This window comes from Paenibacillus popilliae ATCC 14706, from assembly GCF_000315235.1.
Lineage (GTDB): Bacteria > Bacillota > Bacilli > Paenibacillales > Paenibacillaceae > Paenibacillus_B > Paenibacillus_B popilliae.
Window position 1 is genome coordinate 1 of the sequence record NZ_BALG01000151.1, and the last position, 17192, is coordinate 17192.

Annotated in this window: 17 protein-coding genes and 1 pseudogene; 13 read left to right on the top strand and 5 right to left on the bottom strand. The window is 50.0% G+C overall.

Going from position 1 to position 17192, the window contains the following annotated elements:
• Positions 1-268 precede the first annotated feature (268 nt).
• Positions 269-907 (top strand): Panacea domain-containing protein, encoded by a 639-nt coding sequence (locus tag PPOP_RS10615; RefSeq protein ID WP_006286325.1) that lies wholly within the window; start codon positions 269-271, stop codon positions 905-907.
• A 911-nt stretch (positions 908-1818) separates the two neighbouring features.
• Positions 1819-2055, top strand: a complete 237-nt coding sequence (locus PPOP_RS10625; protein WP_042228424.1) for a helix-turn-helix domain-containing protein — start codon at positions 1819-1821, stop codon at positions 2053-2055.
• 29 nt (positions 2056-2084) lie between these two features.
• On the opposite strand, the pseudogene PPOP_RS10630 reads toward PPOP_RS10625, so the two are convergent.
• Positions 2085-2276, bottom strand: a pseudogene (locus PPOP_RS10630) (SpoVR family protein); the annotation flags it as partial.
• Entirely contained in the window at positions 2273-3424 is a 1152-nt protein-coding gene (gene yhbH, locus PPOP_RS10635; protein WP_006286329.1) for a sporulation protein YhbH, read from the bottom strand. The gene yhbH and the pseudogene PPOP_RS10630, both read right to left, overlap by 4 nt.
• An 85-nt stretch (positions 3425-3509) precedes the next feature.
• On the opposite strand from yhbH, the gene PPOP_RS22750 reads away from it, so the two are divergent.
• From PPOP_RS22750 to PPOP_RS10645, 3 genes are all read left to right on the top strand, one after another.
• A complete protein-coding gene (locus tag PPOP_RS22750) occupies positions 3510-3668 on the top strand; it encodes a hypothetical protein (protein WP_159101836.1) in 159 nt (52 codons plus the stop codon).
• 157 nt (positions 3669-3825) lie between these two features.
• On the top strand, positions 3826-4194 hold the full coding sequence (locus PPOP_RS10640) for a DUF423 domain-containing protein (RefSeq protein WP_006286330.1): 369 nt from the start codon (positions 3826-3828) through the stop codon (positions 4192-4194).
• A 74-nt stretch (positions 4195-4268) separates the two neighbouring features.
• Entirely contained in the window at positions 4269-6170 is a 1902-nt protein-coding gene (locus tag PPOP_RS10645; protein ID WP_234399788.1) for a putative bifunctional diguanylate cyclase/phosphodiesterase, read from the top strand.
• Positions 6171-6244: 74 nt separating this feature from the next.
• Here PPOP_RS10645 and PPOP_RS10650 read toward each other — a convergent pair whose 3' ends face one another.
• Complete coding sequence (locus tag PPOP_RS10650) at positions 6245-6907, bottom strand: hypothetical protein (RefSeq protein ID WP_042228428.1); 663 nt, start codon at positions 6905-6907, stop codon at positions 6245-6247.
• A 719-nt stretch (positions 6908-7626) separates the two neighbouring features.
• Between PPOP_RS10650 and PPOP_RS10655 the strand changes: the two genes are divergently transcribed.
• From PPOP_RS10655 to sufB, 6 genes are all read left to right on the top strand, one after another.
• Positions 7627-8097: a Dps family protein gene (locus tag PPOP_RS10655; RefSeq protein WP_006286333.1), complete on the top strand. Its 471-nt coding sequence runs from the start codon at positions 7627-7629 to the stop codon at positions 8095-8097.
• A gap of 385 nt (positions 8098-8482) precedes the next feature.
• Positions 8483-9265 (top strand): Fe-S cluster assembly ATPase SufC, encoded by a 783-nt coding sequence (gene sufC / locus PPOP_RS10660; RefSeq protein WP_006286334.1) that lies wholly within the window; start codon positions 8483-8485, stop codon positions 9263-9265.
• A gap of 42 nt (positions 9266-9307) precedes the next feature.
• Positions 9308-10615, top strand: a complete 1308-nt coding sequence (gene sufD / locus PPOP_RS10665) for a Fe-S cluster assembly protein SufD (protein ID WP_199898966.1) — start codon at positions 9308-9310, stop codon at positions 10613-10615.
• The gene (locus PPOP_RS10670; protein WP_006286336.1) at positions 10612-11838 is read left to right on the top strand and encodes a cysteine desulfurase; all 1227 of its coding nucleotides are present in this window, start codon (positions 10612-10614) and stop codon (positions 11836-11838) included. The genes sufD and PPOP_RS10670 overlap by 4 nt, the downstream gene beginning before the upstream one ends.
• Positions 11825-12250, top strand: a complete 426-nt coding sequence (gene sufU, locus PPOP_RS10675; protein ID WP_006286337.1) for a Fe-S cluster assembly sulfur transfer protein SufU — start codon at positions 11825-11827, stop codon at positions 12248-12250. Before PPOP_RS10670 ends, sufU begins: the two co-directional genes overlap by 14 nt.
• 43 nt (positions 12251-12293) lie before the next feature.
• The gene (gene sufB, locus PPOP_RS10680; RefSeq protein ID WP_006286338.1) at positions 12294-13691 is read left to right on the top strand and encodes a Fe-S cluster assembly protein SufB; all 1398 of its coding nucleotides are present in this window, start codon (positions 12294-12296) and stop codon (positions 13689-13691) included.
• A 234-nt stretch (positions 13692-13925) separates the two neighbouring features.
• On the opposite strand, the gene PPOP_RS23395 is transcribed toward sufB, so the two are convergent.
• On the bottom strand, positions 13926-14471 hold the full coding sequence (locus PPOP_RS23395) for a hypothetical protein (RefSeq protein ID WP_006286339.1): 546 nt from the start codon (positions 14469-14471) through the stop codon (positions 13926-13928).
• A 130-nt stretch (positions 14472-14601) separates the two neighbouring features.
• Between PPOP_RS23395 and PPOP_RS10690 the strand changes: the two genes are divergently transcribed.
• Positions 14602-15492, top strand: coding sequence for a polysaccharide deacetylase family protein (locus PPOP_RS10690; RefSeq protein ID WP_006286340.1), 891 nt, complete (start codon positions 14602-14604; stop codon positions 15490-15492).
• An 11-nt stretch (positions 15493-15503) separates the two neighbouring features.
• Here PPOP_RS10690 and PPOP_RS10695 read toward each other — a convergent pair whose 3' ends face one another.
• Positions 15504-16559 carry an HD-GYP domain-containing protein gene (locus PPOP_RS10695; RefSeq protein WP_006286341.1) on the bottom strand — a complete coding sequence of 352 codons (1056 nt, stop codon included), beginning with the start codon at positions 16557-16559 and terminating at the stop codon, positions 15504-15506.
• A 441-nt stretch (positions 16560-17000) separates the two neighbouring features.
• Between PPOP_RS10695 and PPOP_RS23400 the strand changes: the two genes are divergently transcribed.
• Positions 17001-17174 (top strand): hypothetical protein, encoded by a 174-nt coding sequence (locus PPOP_RS23400; RefSeq protein ID WP_199898967.1) that lies wholly within the window; start codon positions 17001-17003, stop codon positions 17172-17174.
• Positions 17175-17192 lie beyond the last annotated feature (18 nt).

A 17192-nucleotide genomic window follows, 5' to 3' on the forward strand; every position in this document is an offset into this window, starting at 1 on the left:
GAGTGGATGCAGCAGCAAAAAGCAGCGGTAAAAGCCGGGCCTCCTTCATCCAAGAGGCGATCGACGAAAAAATCGAACGCGAAGGGCTGGAAAGCCCGTCTGAAAATGAAGAGCAAGACGGGGAGTCGCAGGGGTAAGGATTCTGTGGCTCCTTTTTGCTTCAATTTGAGAGGCTGGAAACAAGTGTAAGGAAAATTTTTCTATACTTACGGGGGAATAAGTGCTATTCTTTATTCAAGAAGTGGTAAAAAAAGGGGGTATAGGGAGGATGGGACCCACTGTATCTGATGTTGCCGACTACTTCTTGGATAAATTCAAACGTGAAGGTTGCACAGTCACACACTTAAAGTTACAAAAGATGTGTTATTATGCCCAGGCCTATTATTTGGCAGAATACGGCGAAGAAATGTTTTCATCAACATTTGAGGCCTGGAAACATGGCCCTGTGAGTCGCGCGCTCTACTCTAGGTTTCGGAAAGCCAGACATCGGCCGCTGCCCTTTCCATCATCCGTGAATATGAATGTATTTACCAGTTGCATGCTGGGGGTGATGGATGTAGTATGGAATAAATTTTGGGATAAAGACCCAAACTGGTTAAAGAAGCAAACACATATGGAAATACCTTGGAGGCAAGCTCGCGGAACCACACCTTACGGGGAAAGTTGCTCAGAGATTATCGACACAAATGTAATGCAAGACTATTATAAGGGACTGATTGGCATGAAGGAAAGAAAGCCGTTAAAGCCCTTGTTTAAACTCAGCCAGATAAAACAAGCAGCCAAAAGGATCGATTTATCATCACGAGGTACTGATGAAGAATATTTCGATGAAATTCAGGCAGAACTAGAAGAATTTAGAGTTCTACGAGAAAGGGCAGCTGGTGCATGGGAGAGAGAAAACGAGTGAAATACCCGTTCGATGATCGGGTATTTCAGTACGGGGAAATATATAAAGCCAAGGATGATTACATTGTTTTCCCAGAGGAAAAGTATGTAACTAGGACCAAACATGAATCGCGTTTGGTTTGTGTAATCCATCACTGTGAGGCGAATTCAGACCCGCGAGCTTGGGTTATAAACGTAGCTCCATTATCGAGTCGCATTGAAATGAAGAGGGATAATGACTTGGAGATTACACCGCAAAAAGGTAATTACATAAATCGCCGCTCACTAATTAGGTTAGGTTGTGCCCAACCACTTTTAAAAATAGACTTGGAAGGTCCGGTGGGGGTATTAACTGAATCTCAATTACTCCAATTATCAGCACTTCAAATTATACTAACAGGAACTGAACTAGATTAAGCCCAAGCTCCGGAGCCAAGGTAACCTTTGCTCATGTCGCATACATAAGTTAAACCACGAAGAGCCTCAGGAGTAGTCCTGGGGCTCTTATCATTTTTAGACGGGTTAGGTTGCAAAAAAACATGTATTTTGGTAAGACGGTTGCAGCAAGGATTTGTCAAGGGGAGATGATAAAAATGCAATCAGCGATTTTACATACAGACGAAAAAAGAGCCGTAGGATGCGCCCCCAACCCCCTTGACAATCATCTATACAACCATTCTGCTGAGTCTCAGGAGTAGTCCTGGGGCTCGATTTATGTACAGATAAAAATTAATAATTTGTGCTATGCAAAACCCGCGGAGACACGCGCCTGAGGGGTTTTTATGTCTGTAGACTTGGAAATAAATTGATATCCCAAGCATTAACATGAAATAAATTACATATATTATATTTTAAATTTGTATTGATCAACTATCCACAATATAGTAAATTAGTCTTAGGTAAAATTAGGTAATAAGTCATAGGGGGATGCTCATGAAAGAAATGATGAATAAGTTTTACCAAATGCACTCTATCAATAAGCTAAATTTCAAAGACATTAGGGAAAACTGTCGATTAACTATTGATGAGGTTGCAGCAGCTACCGGTTTACATAGACGCACCATTGAAAAGGTCGAAGAAGACTGTACCGATATCTATATGGATGTAATTTTGAAACTCTGTAGTTGTTATCGCATTTCACCAGATCACATTAAATTGGAAATTCAATAAGGGCTTCTTTATTCAATACTGTTTTCATATATATTGTGTTTTATATTCCCGAAGCTCCAATGGCTGAAGCGGGTCGGCATGCCATAAGCGCCGAATGTATAGATGATGTCGGCCGGGCAGATTTCGTAGCGCATCGGAAAGAAGTCCAGACCGAAGCCGGCCGCGATCTCGGTAATCTTGTCGATGGCATCGTTCAGAGCCTGGATGTCGTCAGATGTCATGAGCGCACCCCTTCCGGCTGTTTTTTGAAAAAGTGCTTGAGCGCGCGGTACACCTCGGTCTTTTCCTTGATGACATAGTGCATGAAGTGGGGGTTCTGAATATGGCGGTACGCGGACATGAGCGTACTGCTGCGATTATATTGGTTCACTTCGCCGTAGCCGAACAGGTTGGCGCGCTTCAGCAGCTCACCGATCAGCTTCACGCAGCGCTCGTTGTCGCTAGTCAAGTTATCGCCGTCCGAGTAATGGAACGGATAAATATTGTAGGAAGAAGGCGGGAACCGGCTGTCGATAATGTCCAGCGCCTTCATATAGGCCGACGAGCAGATCGTACCTCCGCTCTCGCCACGCGTGAAAAATTCGTCCTCGCTCACTTCCTTCGCCTCGGTATGATGGGCGATGAAGACCATGTCGACCAACTCATATTGGCGGCGCAGGAAACGCGTCATCCAGAAGAAGAAGCTGCGTGCGCAATATTTCTCGAATGAGCCCATCGAGCCGGACGTATCCATCATGGCGATAATGACCGCATTGGAATGCGGCTTCACGATCTCGTCCCATGTCTTGAAGCGCAGATCATCCGGACTGATTCGGTGAATGCCCGGATTGCCGGCAAGCGCATTGCGGCGCAGATTTTCGAGAATGGTCCGCTTCTTGTCGATGTTGGACATAATGCCCTTTTTACGAATATCGTTGAACCGAATGTCGGTCGTCTCCAGTTGATCTCGGTCCTTCTGCTTCAAATAGGGTAGTTCCAGCTCATCGAACAGCATATTTTCGAGATCCGCGATGCTGACCTCGGCTTCGATGACATCCGTCCCGGCCATATCGCCGGCCTGCTGCCCTTTGCCTGCGCCTTGGGAGCCGTCGGTGCCTAGGATGTCTCCGACTTGGCTGTCGCCGCCCCCTTGGCCGACATGCTTTTTCTTCTTGAAATTGTACACGAAGCGGAATTCATCCAGGCTCCGGATCGGAACTGTAATGATTTGCTTGCCGTCGGACATGATGATGCTTTCCTCGGTGATGAGGTCGGGGAGATTCTGCTTAATCGCTTCGTTAACCTTCTGCTGGTGGCGCGCTTGATCCTGATATCCTTTGCGATGGAGCGACCAGTCCTCGCGGGACACGATAAAAAACGGGTTGGTCATAGATGGCCCTCCTTACTAACCAAGTGGAATGCCCTGAATAAGCAGATAAATCGCTTTGTACTCACTTTATTCAGGAGGGCCGAGATTGATGAGGGAGGATGACGATGATAATTTGTCTGCGGCGGATGTGCGCCGGGGAAGCCACTTGAGCTGGTCTGCTTATTCTATCCCGTGCTGTTGGCTCCAGCGCGGCATTCCCGAATTGGGCTGCGCGTCAGGTGTGCTTCATCTCTCCTTGTCATAGCCGGTCAACAGGGCCGTCACCATGAAGTCGACGAGGCAGAACGGTTGGTCGGAGACGGTATCCTTCGATTTCATTGTGGAAAAAGGCGGCGGATTCAGATAAGATAGAATCGTAAAATAGTATTGATCACCAATCGATCCATGAAGGAGCTGGCGACATGTTGCGACGCTACGCAATGATAGGAAGCCTGCAAATGTTGTTATCCGTTGCGCTGGGGGCGTTTGGTGCGCATATTATGCAGCCAAGACTGACGCCGGAGCGGATGGCGACCTACGAGACGGCGGTTCAATATCATATGGCGCATGCGCTTGGATTGATTCTGATTGCAATCCTGGCGGATAAGCTGGCGGACCAGAAGAAGGTGCAGTGGTCGGCTCGCCTTCTGTTTTCGGGGATGATCATCTTCTCGGGAAGCTTGTATTTACTATGCTTCACCGGATTCTCCATGTTGGGTGCAATTACGCCGATTGGAGGCGTGGCCTTTCTTATCGGCTGGCTCATGCTGGCCTTGGCAGCGCGAAGATAGCACTAAGCACACGGGGTGAGACTAGGGGCCGGAAGGAAGAGTACAAGGTGAATAATCAGATAGAAGAACCAAGGGTGAAACCGCGAAGAATGTCGGTGTTCGTCGTTACATCGTTATTGGCGGCCCTTACGTGCATCGGAGGCGCGGTCGTCTTTTTTCTGTCGGAGGGCGTTCTCCGAATCGGTATCGGGCTCTTGTGGGGAACCGCCGTGGCGTATATCACGCTATCCGAATGGCGGGCGAAGCCGCTTCGGCGGGAGGCAACTCGCCAGACTCGGTGTATACTTGACAACAGAGCACCGGCCGGTTCGGAGTGGGCATATTGGGTTAATTATGTGCCTGTTCCGATTTTTTTGATAGAGAGGGATGGCGTGGTTAAGGGAGTGAATCATTCGTTCCGTGGCGTAACGGGATACGAAGAAGAGATGCCGGCGTTGTCCGTGGTGATGGATGAGTACTCCAAGCGGAAATTGATGGACGCAATGGCAGATCTCGAACCGGGCGGCGAGAAGGAGCTTGCGCTTGCCGGGTTGCATAAGGAGGGCTTCCGTCAGGATTGGATTGCCCGTGTTGTCCGTTTGGCCGATGGGGTCTGCCCCCAAGCGGACCGGCCGATCTATTCGGTCTGTCTGCAGGATCCGAGTCCGGACCGCCAAATGGTGGAGCGGATCCGGTACATGTCCTATTATGATGATATGACCGGACTGCCGAACCGGCGCATGTTCATGCAGCGGTTGGAGGAAGCCATCGGGATGGCCGTCAATGAATGCTTCTCGATAGCCGTCCTGTACATGGACCTGGACCGGTTCAAACGGATTAATGATACGTTCGGCACGGATTTCGGCGATATGCTGCTGATGCAGATTGCCGATCGTCTGCTGCGGACGATGACAGACAATGACGCGTTTGCCCGTATGGAAGGCGACCAATTCGCCGGGTTTTTTACGTTCGTGGAATCAGAAGCCGAGGTGCATAAGCGGATCGTTCAATGGTTAGCCGTCTTGGAAGAGCCGTTCTGCTTGAACGATGTCCCGGTTCATGTGACGATGAGTATCGGCATAGCGATGATCGAGAACCCGGGATTGACGGACGGGGCTCAGGCGATGAAGCAGGCGGATCTGGCGTTGTCACGCGTCAAGGAGCAGGGGAAGAATGGCTTCCTGTTCTATGTTCCGGAGATGAATGCTCGGCCGCTGGAACGGCTGACTATGGAAAATGAAATGCGGCGGGGGTTGAAGGAAGAGGAATTCGAGCTGTATTATCAGCCGCAGTTCGATATGAATACGGAGCGCATCGTCGGCATGGAGGCGTTGGTCCGCTGGAACCATCCCGTGCGCGGATTGATCTCGCCGGGGGAATTTATTCCGCTTGCGGAGGAGAGCGGCTTGATTGTCGCCCTTGGCACATGGGTGCTCGAAGCGGCCTGTCGGCAAAATAAAGAGTGGCAGCAGAAGGGCTTTCCGCCGATACCGGTATCGGTTAACCTGTCCGTCCGTCAGTTCGAAATGGACAACCTGTCGGAGACGGTGCAGGAGGTATTGGCCAAAATCGGCTTGGATGCGAGCTACCTCGATCTGGAGATTACGGAGAGCATGACAATAGATGTGCCCAGAGCGTCTCCTGTGCTGCAGCAATTGGAGAATATGGGGGTAGCCATCAGCATTGACGATTTCGGTACCGGCTACAGTTCGCTCCATTATCTCAAAAATTTCCCGATCCACCGCCTGAAGATCGATCAATCCTTCGTCCGCGATCTGCAGCAGGATCCGAATGATGCGGCGATTGTGTCAGCGATTATCGCCATGGGGCATAACATGAATATGCGGGTCATTGCCGAAGGGGTGGAGACGGAGGAGCAGTTCCGCTTCCTGCAGAAGCATAACTGCGATGAGATTCAGGGGTTCTATTTCAGCCCGCCGCTGTCCTGCCAGCGGTTCGAGCAGTTGTTCCGTGAACAGTGCGAGACACGCATATAATAGGCTTGCGATACAACAGCCGCCATGCGAAGTCGTTGGGACTTGCGTGGCGGCTGTTCTCGTAACTGCATTAATTATGCATCCATCGATTCGATTTCGAACAGTTGATAGGCGTAGACACTTTTTTCATCGACATGGTACACATTTAGCAACTGATCGACGGGGTCAAAATTCAGAATCCGGCATGGAATGCTCAACTTTTTTCCTTTTCCTTTGTTGACGGTGAGCCGGACGAGGGAATTTTGCTCAATGTAGCGCTTGATCTGAAGCTCTGTCAAAATCAGTCCTTTTTGCGTGGCGGAAGGAGCTTGTCCGGCCTTCTCCTGATGGTCGCCGCTTGCCGCAATGTGAAGTTCTTGTTCTGAAAACTCGGGATTCGTCTTTTTGGAATTCGGGACCGGCATCGGATGGAATTCTGGTACAATCGGGTGCACGGCCGCCGTTCCGGCCTTCTTCTCCCCCGCGGTATCCGACAAGTCAGGGCTCTGGTTCCTTCCTGGAGTCGCGATTGGCTTGCCAAATGGAGTCGCATCCATGTTGTTCTGCTGCATGGCTTCCATCAGATTCAACAAGGAGCCCATTTCCAGACCGGACTGGATCCGGAGATCGAGCACGTCGGGTGAAGCATGAAGCAGGTGAAGCAGCTTCTCCAACACTGCCGCATTGGATTCGCCTTTGACCAAGATGTCCACATTAAATTTGTACACGGTAGATGTTGATGTTATAGGATATAGCATGTTGATTCCTCCAACCTGGACAATTAGCCTAGATGAACTCATTATAATACGGGACAATAATCATAGTATAGTCTATAAGTCCTGTTATTGACAAAAATATTTTCATTTCCTGTGAATACCTTCCATAGCGGGGACGCAAAATGGTATCATCTTTCGTGGAAGGGGTATTTAGAAGCGGTGAATCTTCTCGCAGCGCTTCCTCGCAATGATTATCTGGTGAATCGGTAAAAGGCGCTCCGGAACGTGCGCATAAACCTTTGGAACGTGCATACGGGAGCGCTTGCTTAATAATAATACGTAGGGGGAGTCGCATTATCGGTTCGCTCTGCAAAGCCGGATCCCCGAAACAATTTTACATTGCCATCGCCGATTTACTCGCAATGAAGAGGCCAATCGGGCGGGAACAGCCCTTCGATCCCGTGAGCCAGAGCCACGGCATTCTCTAGGCCCAAAAGACGGCAAGCTGTGTGATAAGTCATCGTATACAGGCACCTCCCGGTAATAAAATGACCATGAACAATCTTTCATATATGAAGTTGTGTAAAAAACGCACACTCCAAAACTGTTGCGATTAAGTATATGGCAGGTAGTGGATAGGGGATACAAAGCCCGGTACGGTATAAAAAGATGTAAAATTTCCGTTAAGGGATTGAAATTAATTTATTACTATATTAGAATAATTACAGAAAACAAATGAAATTTCGGGAGGCGTTTTACTTATGTCGAACCAAAAATTGCAACAGATGTTGAACCAGCAAGTAGCCAACTTGAATCTGATGTATATTAAGCTTCACAACTACCATTGGTTTGTCAAAGGCGATTTGTTCTTCACACTTCATGAGAAGTTCGAAGAATTCTATAATGAGATCACCGGGAAAATGGATGAAGTGGCGGAAAGATTGCTTACGATCGGCGGCAAGCCTTACGCTACGCTGAAGGAGTATGCGGCAAACGCGACGCTGCCGGAAGCTCACGGCAACGAAAAGGCCGAAGAGATGGTCAAGCAATTGATCGATGATTTCAATCAATTGATTACCGAATTCGGAGAAGCATTGAAGGAAGCCGACCACATCGGAGACAACGTAACTAATGATATGCTGATCGGCATGCAGGGCGATCTAGAGAAGCATATCTGGATGTTGAACTCCTATCTTGGAAATGCCTCCAAAGCCGTCCATCAGATGGCGTAAGCCGGGAGCGCCATACGGGCATCTGTCAGCGTGAGAGAAAGAATAGCTTGAGGGTAAGCATCCTTTGCCATTTGGTGAGGGATGCTTCTTCATGTTGAATGATGCTCATGTGAGATTATGGGACGGAGAAGGATGCAGGGTCTGAATGAACGGAAGGGAAACGGGATTAGCTATTTTAGCTTTAGCTACTTCGTCATGCAGGCAGGCGGCAGCTTGTTATTGGCAAGGTTGATTTATATATCGCGATGTACTAAAATTATATATTGAGAATCATTGATAATCACTTTATAATGATTACTATATGAGAAAAGATCTTGCAGAATATTAATCTTAAATTTAAGTATACATCTTTTTAACAAATCCATCAATCTGGAGGTTTCGACACATGGCAACTGAATTCGTCATTAATGGTTTGAAGGCGACCATTGAAGGTAAAGAGATTCTGAAAGGCATCAGCCTTTCGATGAATGGCGGGGAAGTGCACGCTATCATGGGGCCGAACGGAACAGGAAAGAGTACGTTGGCATCCGCTCTGATGGGCCACCCTAATTATGAAGTAACCGAAGGCAGCGCAACACTTGACGGCGAAGAATTGCTTGAAATGGATGTCGATGAGCGCGCACGTGCGGGGCTGTTCCTTGCGATGCAATATCCAAGCGAGATTGCCGGCGTCACGAATTCCGATTTCCTTCGCAGCGCCATCAACGCGCGACGCGGGGAAGGCAACGAGATCTCCCTCATCAAGTTCATCCGCCAGATGGAATCGAAGATGAAGGAATTGGAGATGAATGAAGAGTTCGCTCACCGTTATTTGAATGAAGGCTTCTCCGGCGGGGAGAAGAAGCGGAATGAGATTCTTCAAATGATGTTGCTTGAACCGAAGATCGTCGTCCTTGACGAGATCGACTCCGGTCTGGATATCGACGCGCTGAAAATCGTGGCGAACGGCGTTAATGCCATGCGCAACGAAGAACGCGGCTTCTTGATTATTACTCACTATCAACGGTTGCTGAACTACATCAAGCCTGACTTCGTTCACGTTATGATGCAGGGCCGCATTGTCAAATCCGGTGGATCTCAACTGGCTGAGCGGCTTGAAGCAGAAGGCTACGACTGGATTAAGGAAGAGCTTGGCATCGCCGATGAAACGGTTGGACAAGACGCCTAACGACATTCAGCAATTCGATTGACAGGAGGAGCGATGGAACCGATGAGCACGCAAATAACTTTACCAGTGAACCGGGATGCAGTAGCCAACCTTTCCGCCCGCAATAACGAACCGGCATGGTTGGCCGAGTTCCGGCTGCAGGCCTTGGACAACGCGGCAACACTAGATAACCCGATATTTGAAAAAACGAAAATCGACCGCTGGGAACTGGACGCATACGGCCAGTATGCGGAAGGCGCGTCGGCTTGCAGCTTTGCAGCCCTCCCGGAAGGCGCTCGCGCCGTATTCGGCGAAGGAGCACAACCGGAAAATGTGCTGGTGCAGCATAATTCCGCAGTCGTGTATAGCAAGCTGAATGCCGATTTGGCTGCCAAAGGCGTCATTTTCACGGATCTGCATACGGCGGCCCGCGAGCATGAAGAACTGGTGAAGCCGTATCTGATGCAAGCCGTCAAGGCCGACGAGCACCGGATTGCGGCGCTTCATGCGGCGCTCTGGAACGGCGGCGTATTCCTGTACGTGCCCCGACATGTAGAAGTAGACGTACCTGTGCAAGCTTTGTTCTATACCGATAACTCCAAGGCTACGTTCGCACCGCACGTCTTGATTGTAGCGGATGCGAACAGCCGGATAAACTATGTTGATAATTACGTGTCCGGCCCGTTAAGCGAGCCGGTCATGCACAACGGCGTGGTTGAAGTATTCGTCAAGCCAGGAGCGAAGGTGACCTACGCTTCGATTCACCATCTCGGCGAAGAGACGACCGATGTTTCGTTCCGTCGTGCCATCGTAGAGAGTGACGGCCGCATCGAATGGGTCGTCGGCGAGATGAACAACGGTAATGGAGCTTCCGACACCTACTCGATTCTGAAGGGCAACGGCTCCACCTCCGACGCGAAAGTGATCTGTGTCGGGAACGGAGAGCAGAAGCTGAATATTACGACGAAGGCCGTCCATATCGGCCTCGGTTCCGAGAGCGATATGATTACCCGCGCCGTTATGCGTGAATCCGCCTCTTCCATCATCAACGGAATTACGAAGATCGAGAAGGGCGCTTCCAAAGCGAACGGACAGCAGACCGAACGCGTGCTTATGCTGAGCCCGAAAGCCCGCGGCGACGCCAACCCGATTCTTCTCATTGATGAGGATGACGTCAAGGCAGGACACGCCGCGTCCGCCGGGCAAGTGAATCCGGAGCAAGTCTATTACTTGATGTCCCGCGGCGTATCCAGGGAAGAAGCGGAGAACCTGATTATTCGCGGGTTCCTGGCACCGGTCGTGGCTGAATTGCCGAACGAGCATCTGCAGGAGCTGCTGCGCCATTACATCGAAAGGAAGTTAGGACAATGATAGGGCGCGAGCTTCGTAAGCAGTTTCCGATACTGAATCAGGAGATGAACGGTCACCCTCTCATTTATTTGGACAATGCGGCTACTTCGCAGAAGCCGGCAGCGGTTATCCGTGCTATTCAGGATTATTACGAACGGGACAATGCGAACGTCCACCGCGGCGTGCATACGCTCGGTTCCCGGGCAACGGATGCTTATGAAGGAGCGCGCGAGACAGTAGCCCGGTTCATTCATGCCCGGCATGCGGAAGAGATTGTATTCACCCGCGGCACGACGACGGCGTTGAATCTGGTTGCCTCTTCGTACGCCCGCTCCGTGTGCAAGGAAGGTGACGAGATCGTCCTGACGCCGATGGAGCACCACAGCAATCTCATTCCGTGGCAGCAGGTTGCGAAGGCAACCGGCGCTACGTTGAAATATATTCCTCTGCAAGAGGATGGAACGATTGACCTGGCGGACGTGGAACAGACCGTGACGGATCGGACGAGGATCGTCACGGTCACGTATGCCTCGAACGTACTGGGCGTTATCAATCCGGTGAAGGCCATCGCGGCCATCGCGCATCGTCACGGCGCCAAGATGGTGGTTGACGGGGCGCAGAGCACACCGCATATGCGGATTGACGTGCAGGATTTGGACTGCGATTTCTACACGCTGTCTGGGCATAAAATGTGCGGTCCGACAGGGATTGGAGCATTGTACGGCAAGAAAGAGCTGCTGAACAAGATGGAGCCTGTCGAGTTCGGCGGTGAAATGATTGACCATGTTGACTTATATGAGTCGACATGGAAAGACATCCCGTGGCGCTTCGAAGGCGGCACGCCGCTTATTGCCGGAGCCGTCGGCCTGGCCGCGGCGATTAAGTTCCTCGAAGAGGTCGGCGTCGATGCGATTGCCGCTCATGAACATGAGCTGGCGCAATATGCAGTTGAACAGCTCTCCGCGATTGAAGGGATTACGATTTACGGTCCGAAGGAGAACCGGATCGGTCTCGTTACCTTTAATCTGGATGATGTTCACCCGCATGATGTGGCTACCGTTCTCGATGCGAAGGGAATAGCCATTCGGGCCGGTCACCATTGCTGCCAGCCGCTGATGCGCTGGTTGAAGGCCAGTGCGACGGCGCGGGCAAGCTTCTATCTGTATAATACGGAGGAAGATATCGACCGTTTGGCAGAAGCCTTGCGGGCAACAAAGGAGTATTTCAGCGATGCAATTGGATGATTTGTACCGGCGCGTCATCATGGATCATTACAAAAAGCCGCGCAACCGTGGTACGTTCGATTCCGAAGCGGTAACGATCGAATTGAACAATCCGACCTGTGGCGACCGCATTTCCTTACAGCTCATGGTGGAGGATAATCATGTCGTCGATGCCCGCTTTACCGGAGAGGGCTGCTCGATTAGTATGTCGAGCGCCTCGATGATGACCGACGCGGTCAAGGGCAGAATGGTGGAAGAAGCGATTGAGATGGCTGAACGATTCTCCTCCATGGTGAAAGGCGAGAACGTGACATTCGACGAGTATGAAGATCTTGAAGCACTGTCTGGCGTATGCAAATTCCCGGCGCGGATCAAATGTGCGACGCTCGCCTGGAACGCGCTGCGCAAAGGGATTGAAGAGCCGACGAAATAACGGCGAGAATGTACGTAGATAATGTACGGAGGAGGTAATGACCATGGCGAAAGAAATGCCAGAACTTGAGGAATATAAATATGGCTTTCGCGATAATCATCAATCCATTTTCCAATCCGGCAAAGGATTGACTCCGGAAATCGTCCGGGAAATCTCGAAAATTAAGGGCGAGCCGGATTGGATGCTGGATTTTCGCTTGAAGTCGCTGAAGCAATTTGAGAAAATGCCGCTTCCTCGTTGGGGCGGCGACCTGGATGAATTGGATTTCGACGATATTCAATATTATGTTCGTCCTTCCGAGAAGCAAGGCAAGACGTGGGAGGAAGTGCCGGCGGAGATCAAGGAGACGTTCGACAAGCTGGGAATTCCGGAAGCGGAGCAGAAGTTCCTGGCCGGCGTATCTGCGCAGTATGAATCGGAAGTCGTCTACCATAGCATGCAAAAGGATCTCGAAGAGCAAGGCGTTATCTTCATGGATACCGACTCGGCCTTGCGCGAGCATCCGGAAATTTTCAAAGAGCACTTCGGCACGGTCGTTCCTCCGGCGGATAACAAATTTTCTGCATTGAACAGCGCCGTATGGTCCGGAGGCAGCTTCATCTATGTGCCGAAGGGAGTTAAATGCGACATCCCGCTGCAGGCGTATTTCCGCATCAACTCCGAGAACATGGGGCAATTCGAGCGCACGCTCATTATTGCCGACGAAGACAGCTTCGTGCACTATGTAGAAGGCTGTACGGCTCCTATCTATAGCTCGAACTCGCTGCATAGCGCAGTCGTCGAGATTATCGTGAAGAAGAACGCCCGCGTTCGCTATACGACGATTCAGAACTGGGCACCGAACATTTACAACCTGGTTACGAAGCGTGCGGTCTGCGAAGAGAACGCGAACATGGAATGGGTGGATGGCAACATCGGCTCCAAGCTGACGATGAAATACCCTGCCGTTATTTTGAAGGGACGCGGAGCGAAAGGCTCGGTGCTGTCCATCGCGGTAGCGGGCAAAGGTCAACATCAGGATGCAGGCGCGAAAATGCTGCATCTAGCGCCGGACACGACATCGACGATCGTATCCAAATCGATCTCGAAGCATGGCGGCAAAGTAACGTATCGCGGCATCGCGTCCTTCGGCCGCAATTCCGAAGGCTCCAAGGCCAATGTCAAATGCGATACGCTTATCATGGATAATCAATCCACATCCGATACGATTCCGTATAACGAAGTCATGAATAACACCATTCAATTGGAGCATGAGGCGACCGTATCCAAAGTATCGGAGGATCAACTGTTCTATCTGATGAGCCGCGGATTAACGGAAGACGAAGCGACGCAAATGATTGTCATGGGCTTTATCGAGCCGTTCACGAAGGAATTACCGATGGAATACGCGGTTGAGATGAACCGCCTCATTAAGTTGGAGATGGAAGGCAGTATTGGGTAAAGCCTTACGGGGTAAGGATTAAAAGGCATTTATGGGGGGGGAGAATCGGATGATTCCCGGGGTCTGTTGAAGATGTGCTAGGTTTGACGCTTACCTCCCCATTTTTGGTGACGAAGGTGGCCGGGGCTAAAGTGATCGGGTCGGGTAGGACGGCAAGGATAGAATGGTTGCTTTTCAAATAAAAAACAGGCTACATTCTAGAATTGTAGCCTGTTTTTGTATGACATTTTCTTATTAGTCAATACGAGTATGAGCAATGATGTGGTATTGATCATTCCCAGAAGAAGGTGCTGCATATTCAATGTAGTAGTATCCATTTTCTGGTGCTGTAAGTTCTTTATTAGGTAAAGTGTGATCATAGATTGTAGTTGGTTTGTTAGCGGTAATAGAGGTGTGGTTATAACGTACGCCTACTGAAATTTTCTGTCCTTTTAGTAAATAATAGTATTCTCTCTTTTTACTACCACTATCCAAGGTGTGATGGTCAATGCTACGTGTATCCAAAGTAGGAGAACTTTTATACGGGACTTTTCCTTGTCTTTGTAAAGCATCGTATTCTGGATCTACTTTCTCAGCAGCAAAACTAGCATCAAATATAGGCGATGAGCCAAAGTCGTCAGGAAGATTAGTAATATCCGCAAATAAATGACCAATTTTTACACTTGGGCTAAAGCTAACCGATACTTCTGAAGCAGAGCCAACAACAGGAGTTGCATAAATAGTAGGTGCAATTGCAGAGATTGCAAGTACAGCGGTTAAAGAAAGAATCGTCTTCTTCATGAAAAGTCACTCCTTTTGGAATAATTTAACTCTACTACACTATAGTATATGAAGACATGATTGTAAATAGTATTGTTAATATTGCGCACCGTAGGGAATGTTCGACAGCAGTTGTGAAGGAGGAAGGGATATGAATCGCGTGAGGAAACGCCTGGAACAAGCGGCACGAATCGGGATGATCTGTTTGGCGGCAATAGCGCTGCTGTTCGTTACGGCGGAGACGGGTGTACATAGAGGGGAGGCTGCAGGGAGGACCAGCGATAAGGCTGCCCAGCAGAGACAGCTTGCTGCTGGAGCTATGGAAACGCTGAATCCAATGCCGACGAACGCCGCCGGGAAGCCGATACGTAAAGATCGGGCTTATTTTGAGGAGCGGGGAGACATCGTATGGGAGGTGCCGTCAGCCGGCAAGCGGATTGCCCTTACCTTCGATGATGGTCCGAATCCGAAAAATACGCCTGCCATTCTGGAGCTGCTGAAGCAGTATGACGCCAGGGCTACCTTTTTTCTGGTCGGCTGGCGGGTCAAGGATAACCCGGAATTGGTGAAACGGACTCTTCGTGAAGGACATGAAGTCGGGAACCATTCGTATTACCACAAATATTTCCGCCGCGGGATACCACCCGCAGAGATCGAGGATGATATGATGAAGGCGCACCGTCTGATTGAAGAGGTGACCGGAATGGCTCCTCACTTGTATCGCCCGCCTGGTGGTTACTATAACCAGCAGCTCGTCGATGTGGCCCATGCCAACGATTACCGCATCGTCATGTGGTCATGGCATCAGGACACGAAGGATTGGAGCTCCCCTGGAGTTCAGCGCATCGTCAATAAAGTGTTGAATTCGGCCCGGAATGGGGATATCGTGCTGATGCATGATGTCGCGGGGGGACGTTCGCAGACGGTGGAAGCGTTGAAGACGATTTTGCCGGAACTTAAAAGGCGGGGCTATTCCATGGTCACGGTCTCCGAGTTGATGGCGCACCGGGTCAAGGGAGAATGGAAAACACCCCGCAAATAAAAATGATACAGTTACACGTACACGTGCTCGATTTCCAACTGTCTCCGTTGCGCTAGATCGATGAACTCCTGATCGATTTGTATGAGCGGGCGGAACAGTTCGGTCTGATTCGTCATGACAATGACTCCTGTCCGGCCGTCATTCAGGCGGGCATGCTTCTGCAGGAAGTTCGGAATCATGTTCTGGATAAAGGTGTGGGTCATCGTAGGATCCAATTGGCCGAAGCTCAACGCGTGCAGATCGCTCAAAACGCCGAACAGGTTCTGCTTCGGCAAGCCACTGTAGGCTGAGGTCATCTCGCTGTACACATCGGCGATGGCAACGATACGGGAGATGGGATGAATCTCATCTTCCTTCAGTCCATACGGATAACCGCTTCCATCCAACCGTTCGTGATGCTGCAGTGCGGGCAGAAATATCCATTCATCATCATAGGTCCCTCGAAGCAAGTCATACCCGAAGCGGGTGTGCTTTTTCATGTTCTCGACTTCTTCCTCACTCTGAATACCCGTACTAGCCGTCGATGAGGTATCCGCATCCACTAAGGCCATGCCGATCTCATGAAGGAATCCGGCCTTGCCGGCACGCACCGCATCCGCTTCATTATAATTCAGCCACTTCGCCAAATAATAGGACAGCATACCGACCTGGACCGATTGCTTGTAGATGCCTTCATCTTCCTCCCCTATTATCAGGAGCAGGGAAACGATATCCCGTTCCGACTTAATATGGTGAATCAGCGGCGTCAATGTCTGTTCCACTTGTTCATCGTGTATATGACCATGGGCAGCCGCCTCATAGAATAGCTGCTCCAGTCCGGAGATCGCTTCCTTGTAGGAAGAATACAGACGCTCCTCACCGGAAGCGGAAGCTAGTTGTGGAAGCGTTGTTATCGATTCGGCTTGTCTTTCTTCGATATCGATAACATCAAGATGATGGCGCAGAAGCAGGGCAATGTCCTTCTCCTTTAATCTCGTCCCGGCGGATATCACAAGAAGCCCGTGGGAATTGAAAATATCATTCGCTACAATATCGCCGTGCGCAATGTTTAATACCTGAACCTTCACGTTATTCACCGTCCTAACCAAAAATAAACAACATAAATGTACCGTAATCATATCAACTTTATGGGAACGTGACAACAGCATATCCCAATATACTTAAAAAAAATTATCGGTCATGAAATTATCGCAGCGCTCGTATATAGAGTGTAAGGCTTGTATAATCCGCGCTTTTCGGCGAGGGTGCTGGCCTATCGGAAAGGTGGACAGCTGTCATGGTATATATTGGGATAGCTGGCCGGGCTGTTCTGGTTTTTTATTTTCAGATAAAAATTGGCGATGCCAATGCCGGCGGTCACTTCCGACAGCTTCTGCCAGCATGCTTCGGAAAGCGACAGAAAACAACATCGCCTCTTCGCGCACGGCAGCATTTTTGCTATGCTAGAGTAGCTGAACAGTCGTACGAGAATAGGGGATTGCCAAATCAGAAAGCAGCTGGGGTTGACCATGTGTGCGTTGGATGCCAATTCAGGCTTGCCGTCCCGGCATTCGGTGAATGTATGCATGTATACGACGCTGTTTGGCATCCATCACGGAATGGGAAGGAAGAGCCGACGGGTATTGAGTATGGGCATGCTGCTCCATGACTTCGGGAAGACGCAAATTGAGCTGAATATTTGAACAAGCCCGGGAAGTCAA

Bases quoted from the DNA above. Each gene is read 5' to 3' on its own strand.
- PPOP_RS10655 (WP_006286333.1), top strand. From the start codon at position 7,627: ATGTCGAACCAAAAATTGCAACAGATGTTGAACCAGCAAGTAGCCAAC.
- PPOP_RS10670 (WP_006286336.1), top strand. From the start codon at position 10,612: ATGATAGGGCGCGAGCTTCGTAAGCAGTTTCCGATACTGAATCAGGAG.
- PPOP_RS10640 (WP_006286330.1), top strand. From the start codon at position 3,826: ATGTTGCGACGCTACGCAATGATAGGAAGCCTGCAAATGTTGTTATCC.
- PPOP_RS10625 (WP_042228424.1), top strand. From the start codon at position 1,819: ATGAAAGAAATGATGAATAAGTTTTACCAAATGCACTCTATCAATAAG.
- yhbH (WP_006286329.1), bottom strand. From the start codon at position 3,424: ATGACCAACCCGTTTTTTATCGTGTCCCGCGAGGACTGGTCGCTCCAT.
- PPOP_RS23395 (WP_006286339.1), bottom strand. From the start codon at position 14,471: ATGAAGAAGACGATTCTTTCTTTAACCGCTGTACTTGCAATCTCTGCA.
- sufC (WP_006286334.1), top strand. From the start codon at position 8,483: ATGGCAACTGAATTCGTCATTAATGGTTTGAAGGCGACCATTGAAGGT.
- sufU (WP_006286337.1), top strand. From the start codon at position 11,825: ATGCAATTGGATGATTTGTACCGGCGCGTCATCATGGATCATTACAAA.
- sufD (WP_199898966.1), top strand. From the start codon at position 9,308: ATGAGCACGCAAATAACTTTACCAGTGAACCGGGATGCAGTAGCCAAC.
- PPOP_RS10615 (WP_006286325.1), top strand. From the start codon at position 269: ATGGGACCCACTGTATCTGATGTTGCCGACTACTTCTTGGATAAATTC.
- sufB (WP_006286338.1), top strand. From the start codon at position 12,294: ATGGCGAAAGAAATGCCAGAACTTGAGGAATATAAATATGGCTTTCGC.
- PPOP_RS10690 (WP_006286340.1), top strand. From the start codon at position 14,602: ATGAATCGCGTGAGGAAACGCCTGGAACAAGCGGCACGAATCGGGATG.
- PPOP_RS10650 (WP_042228428.1), bottom strand. From the start codon at position 6,907: ATGCTATATCCTATAACATCAACATCTACCGTGTACAAATTTAATGTG.
- PPOP_RS23400 (WP_199898967.1), top strand. From the start codon at position 17,001: ATGTGTGCGTTGGATGCCAATTCAGGCTTGCCGTCCCGGCATTCGGTG.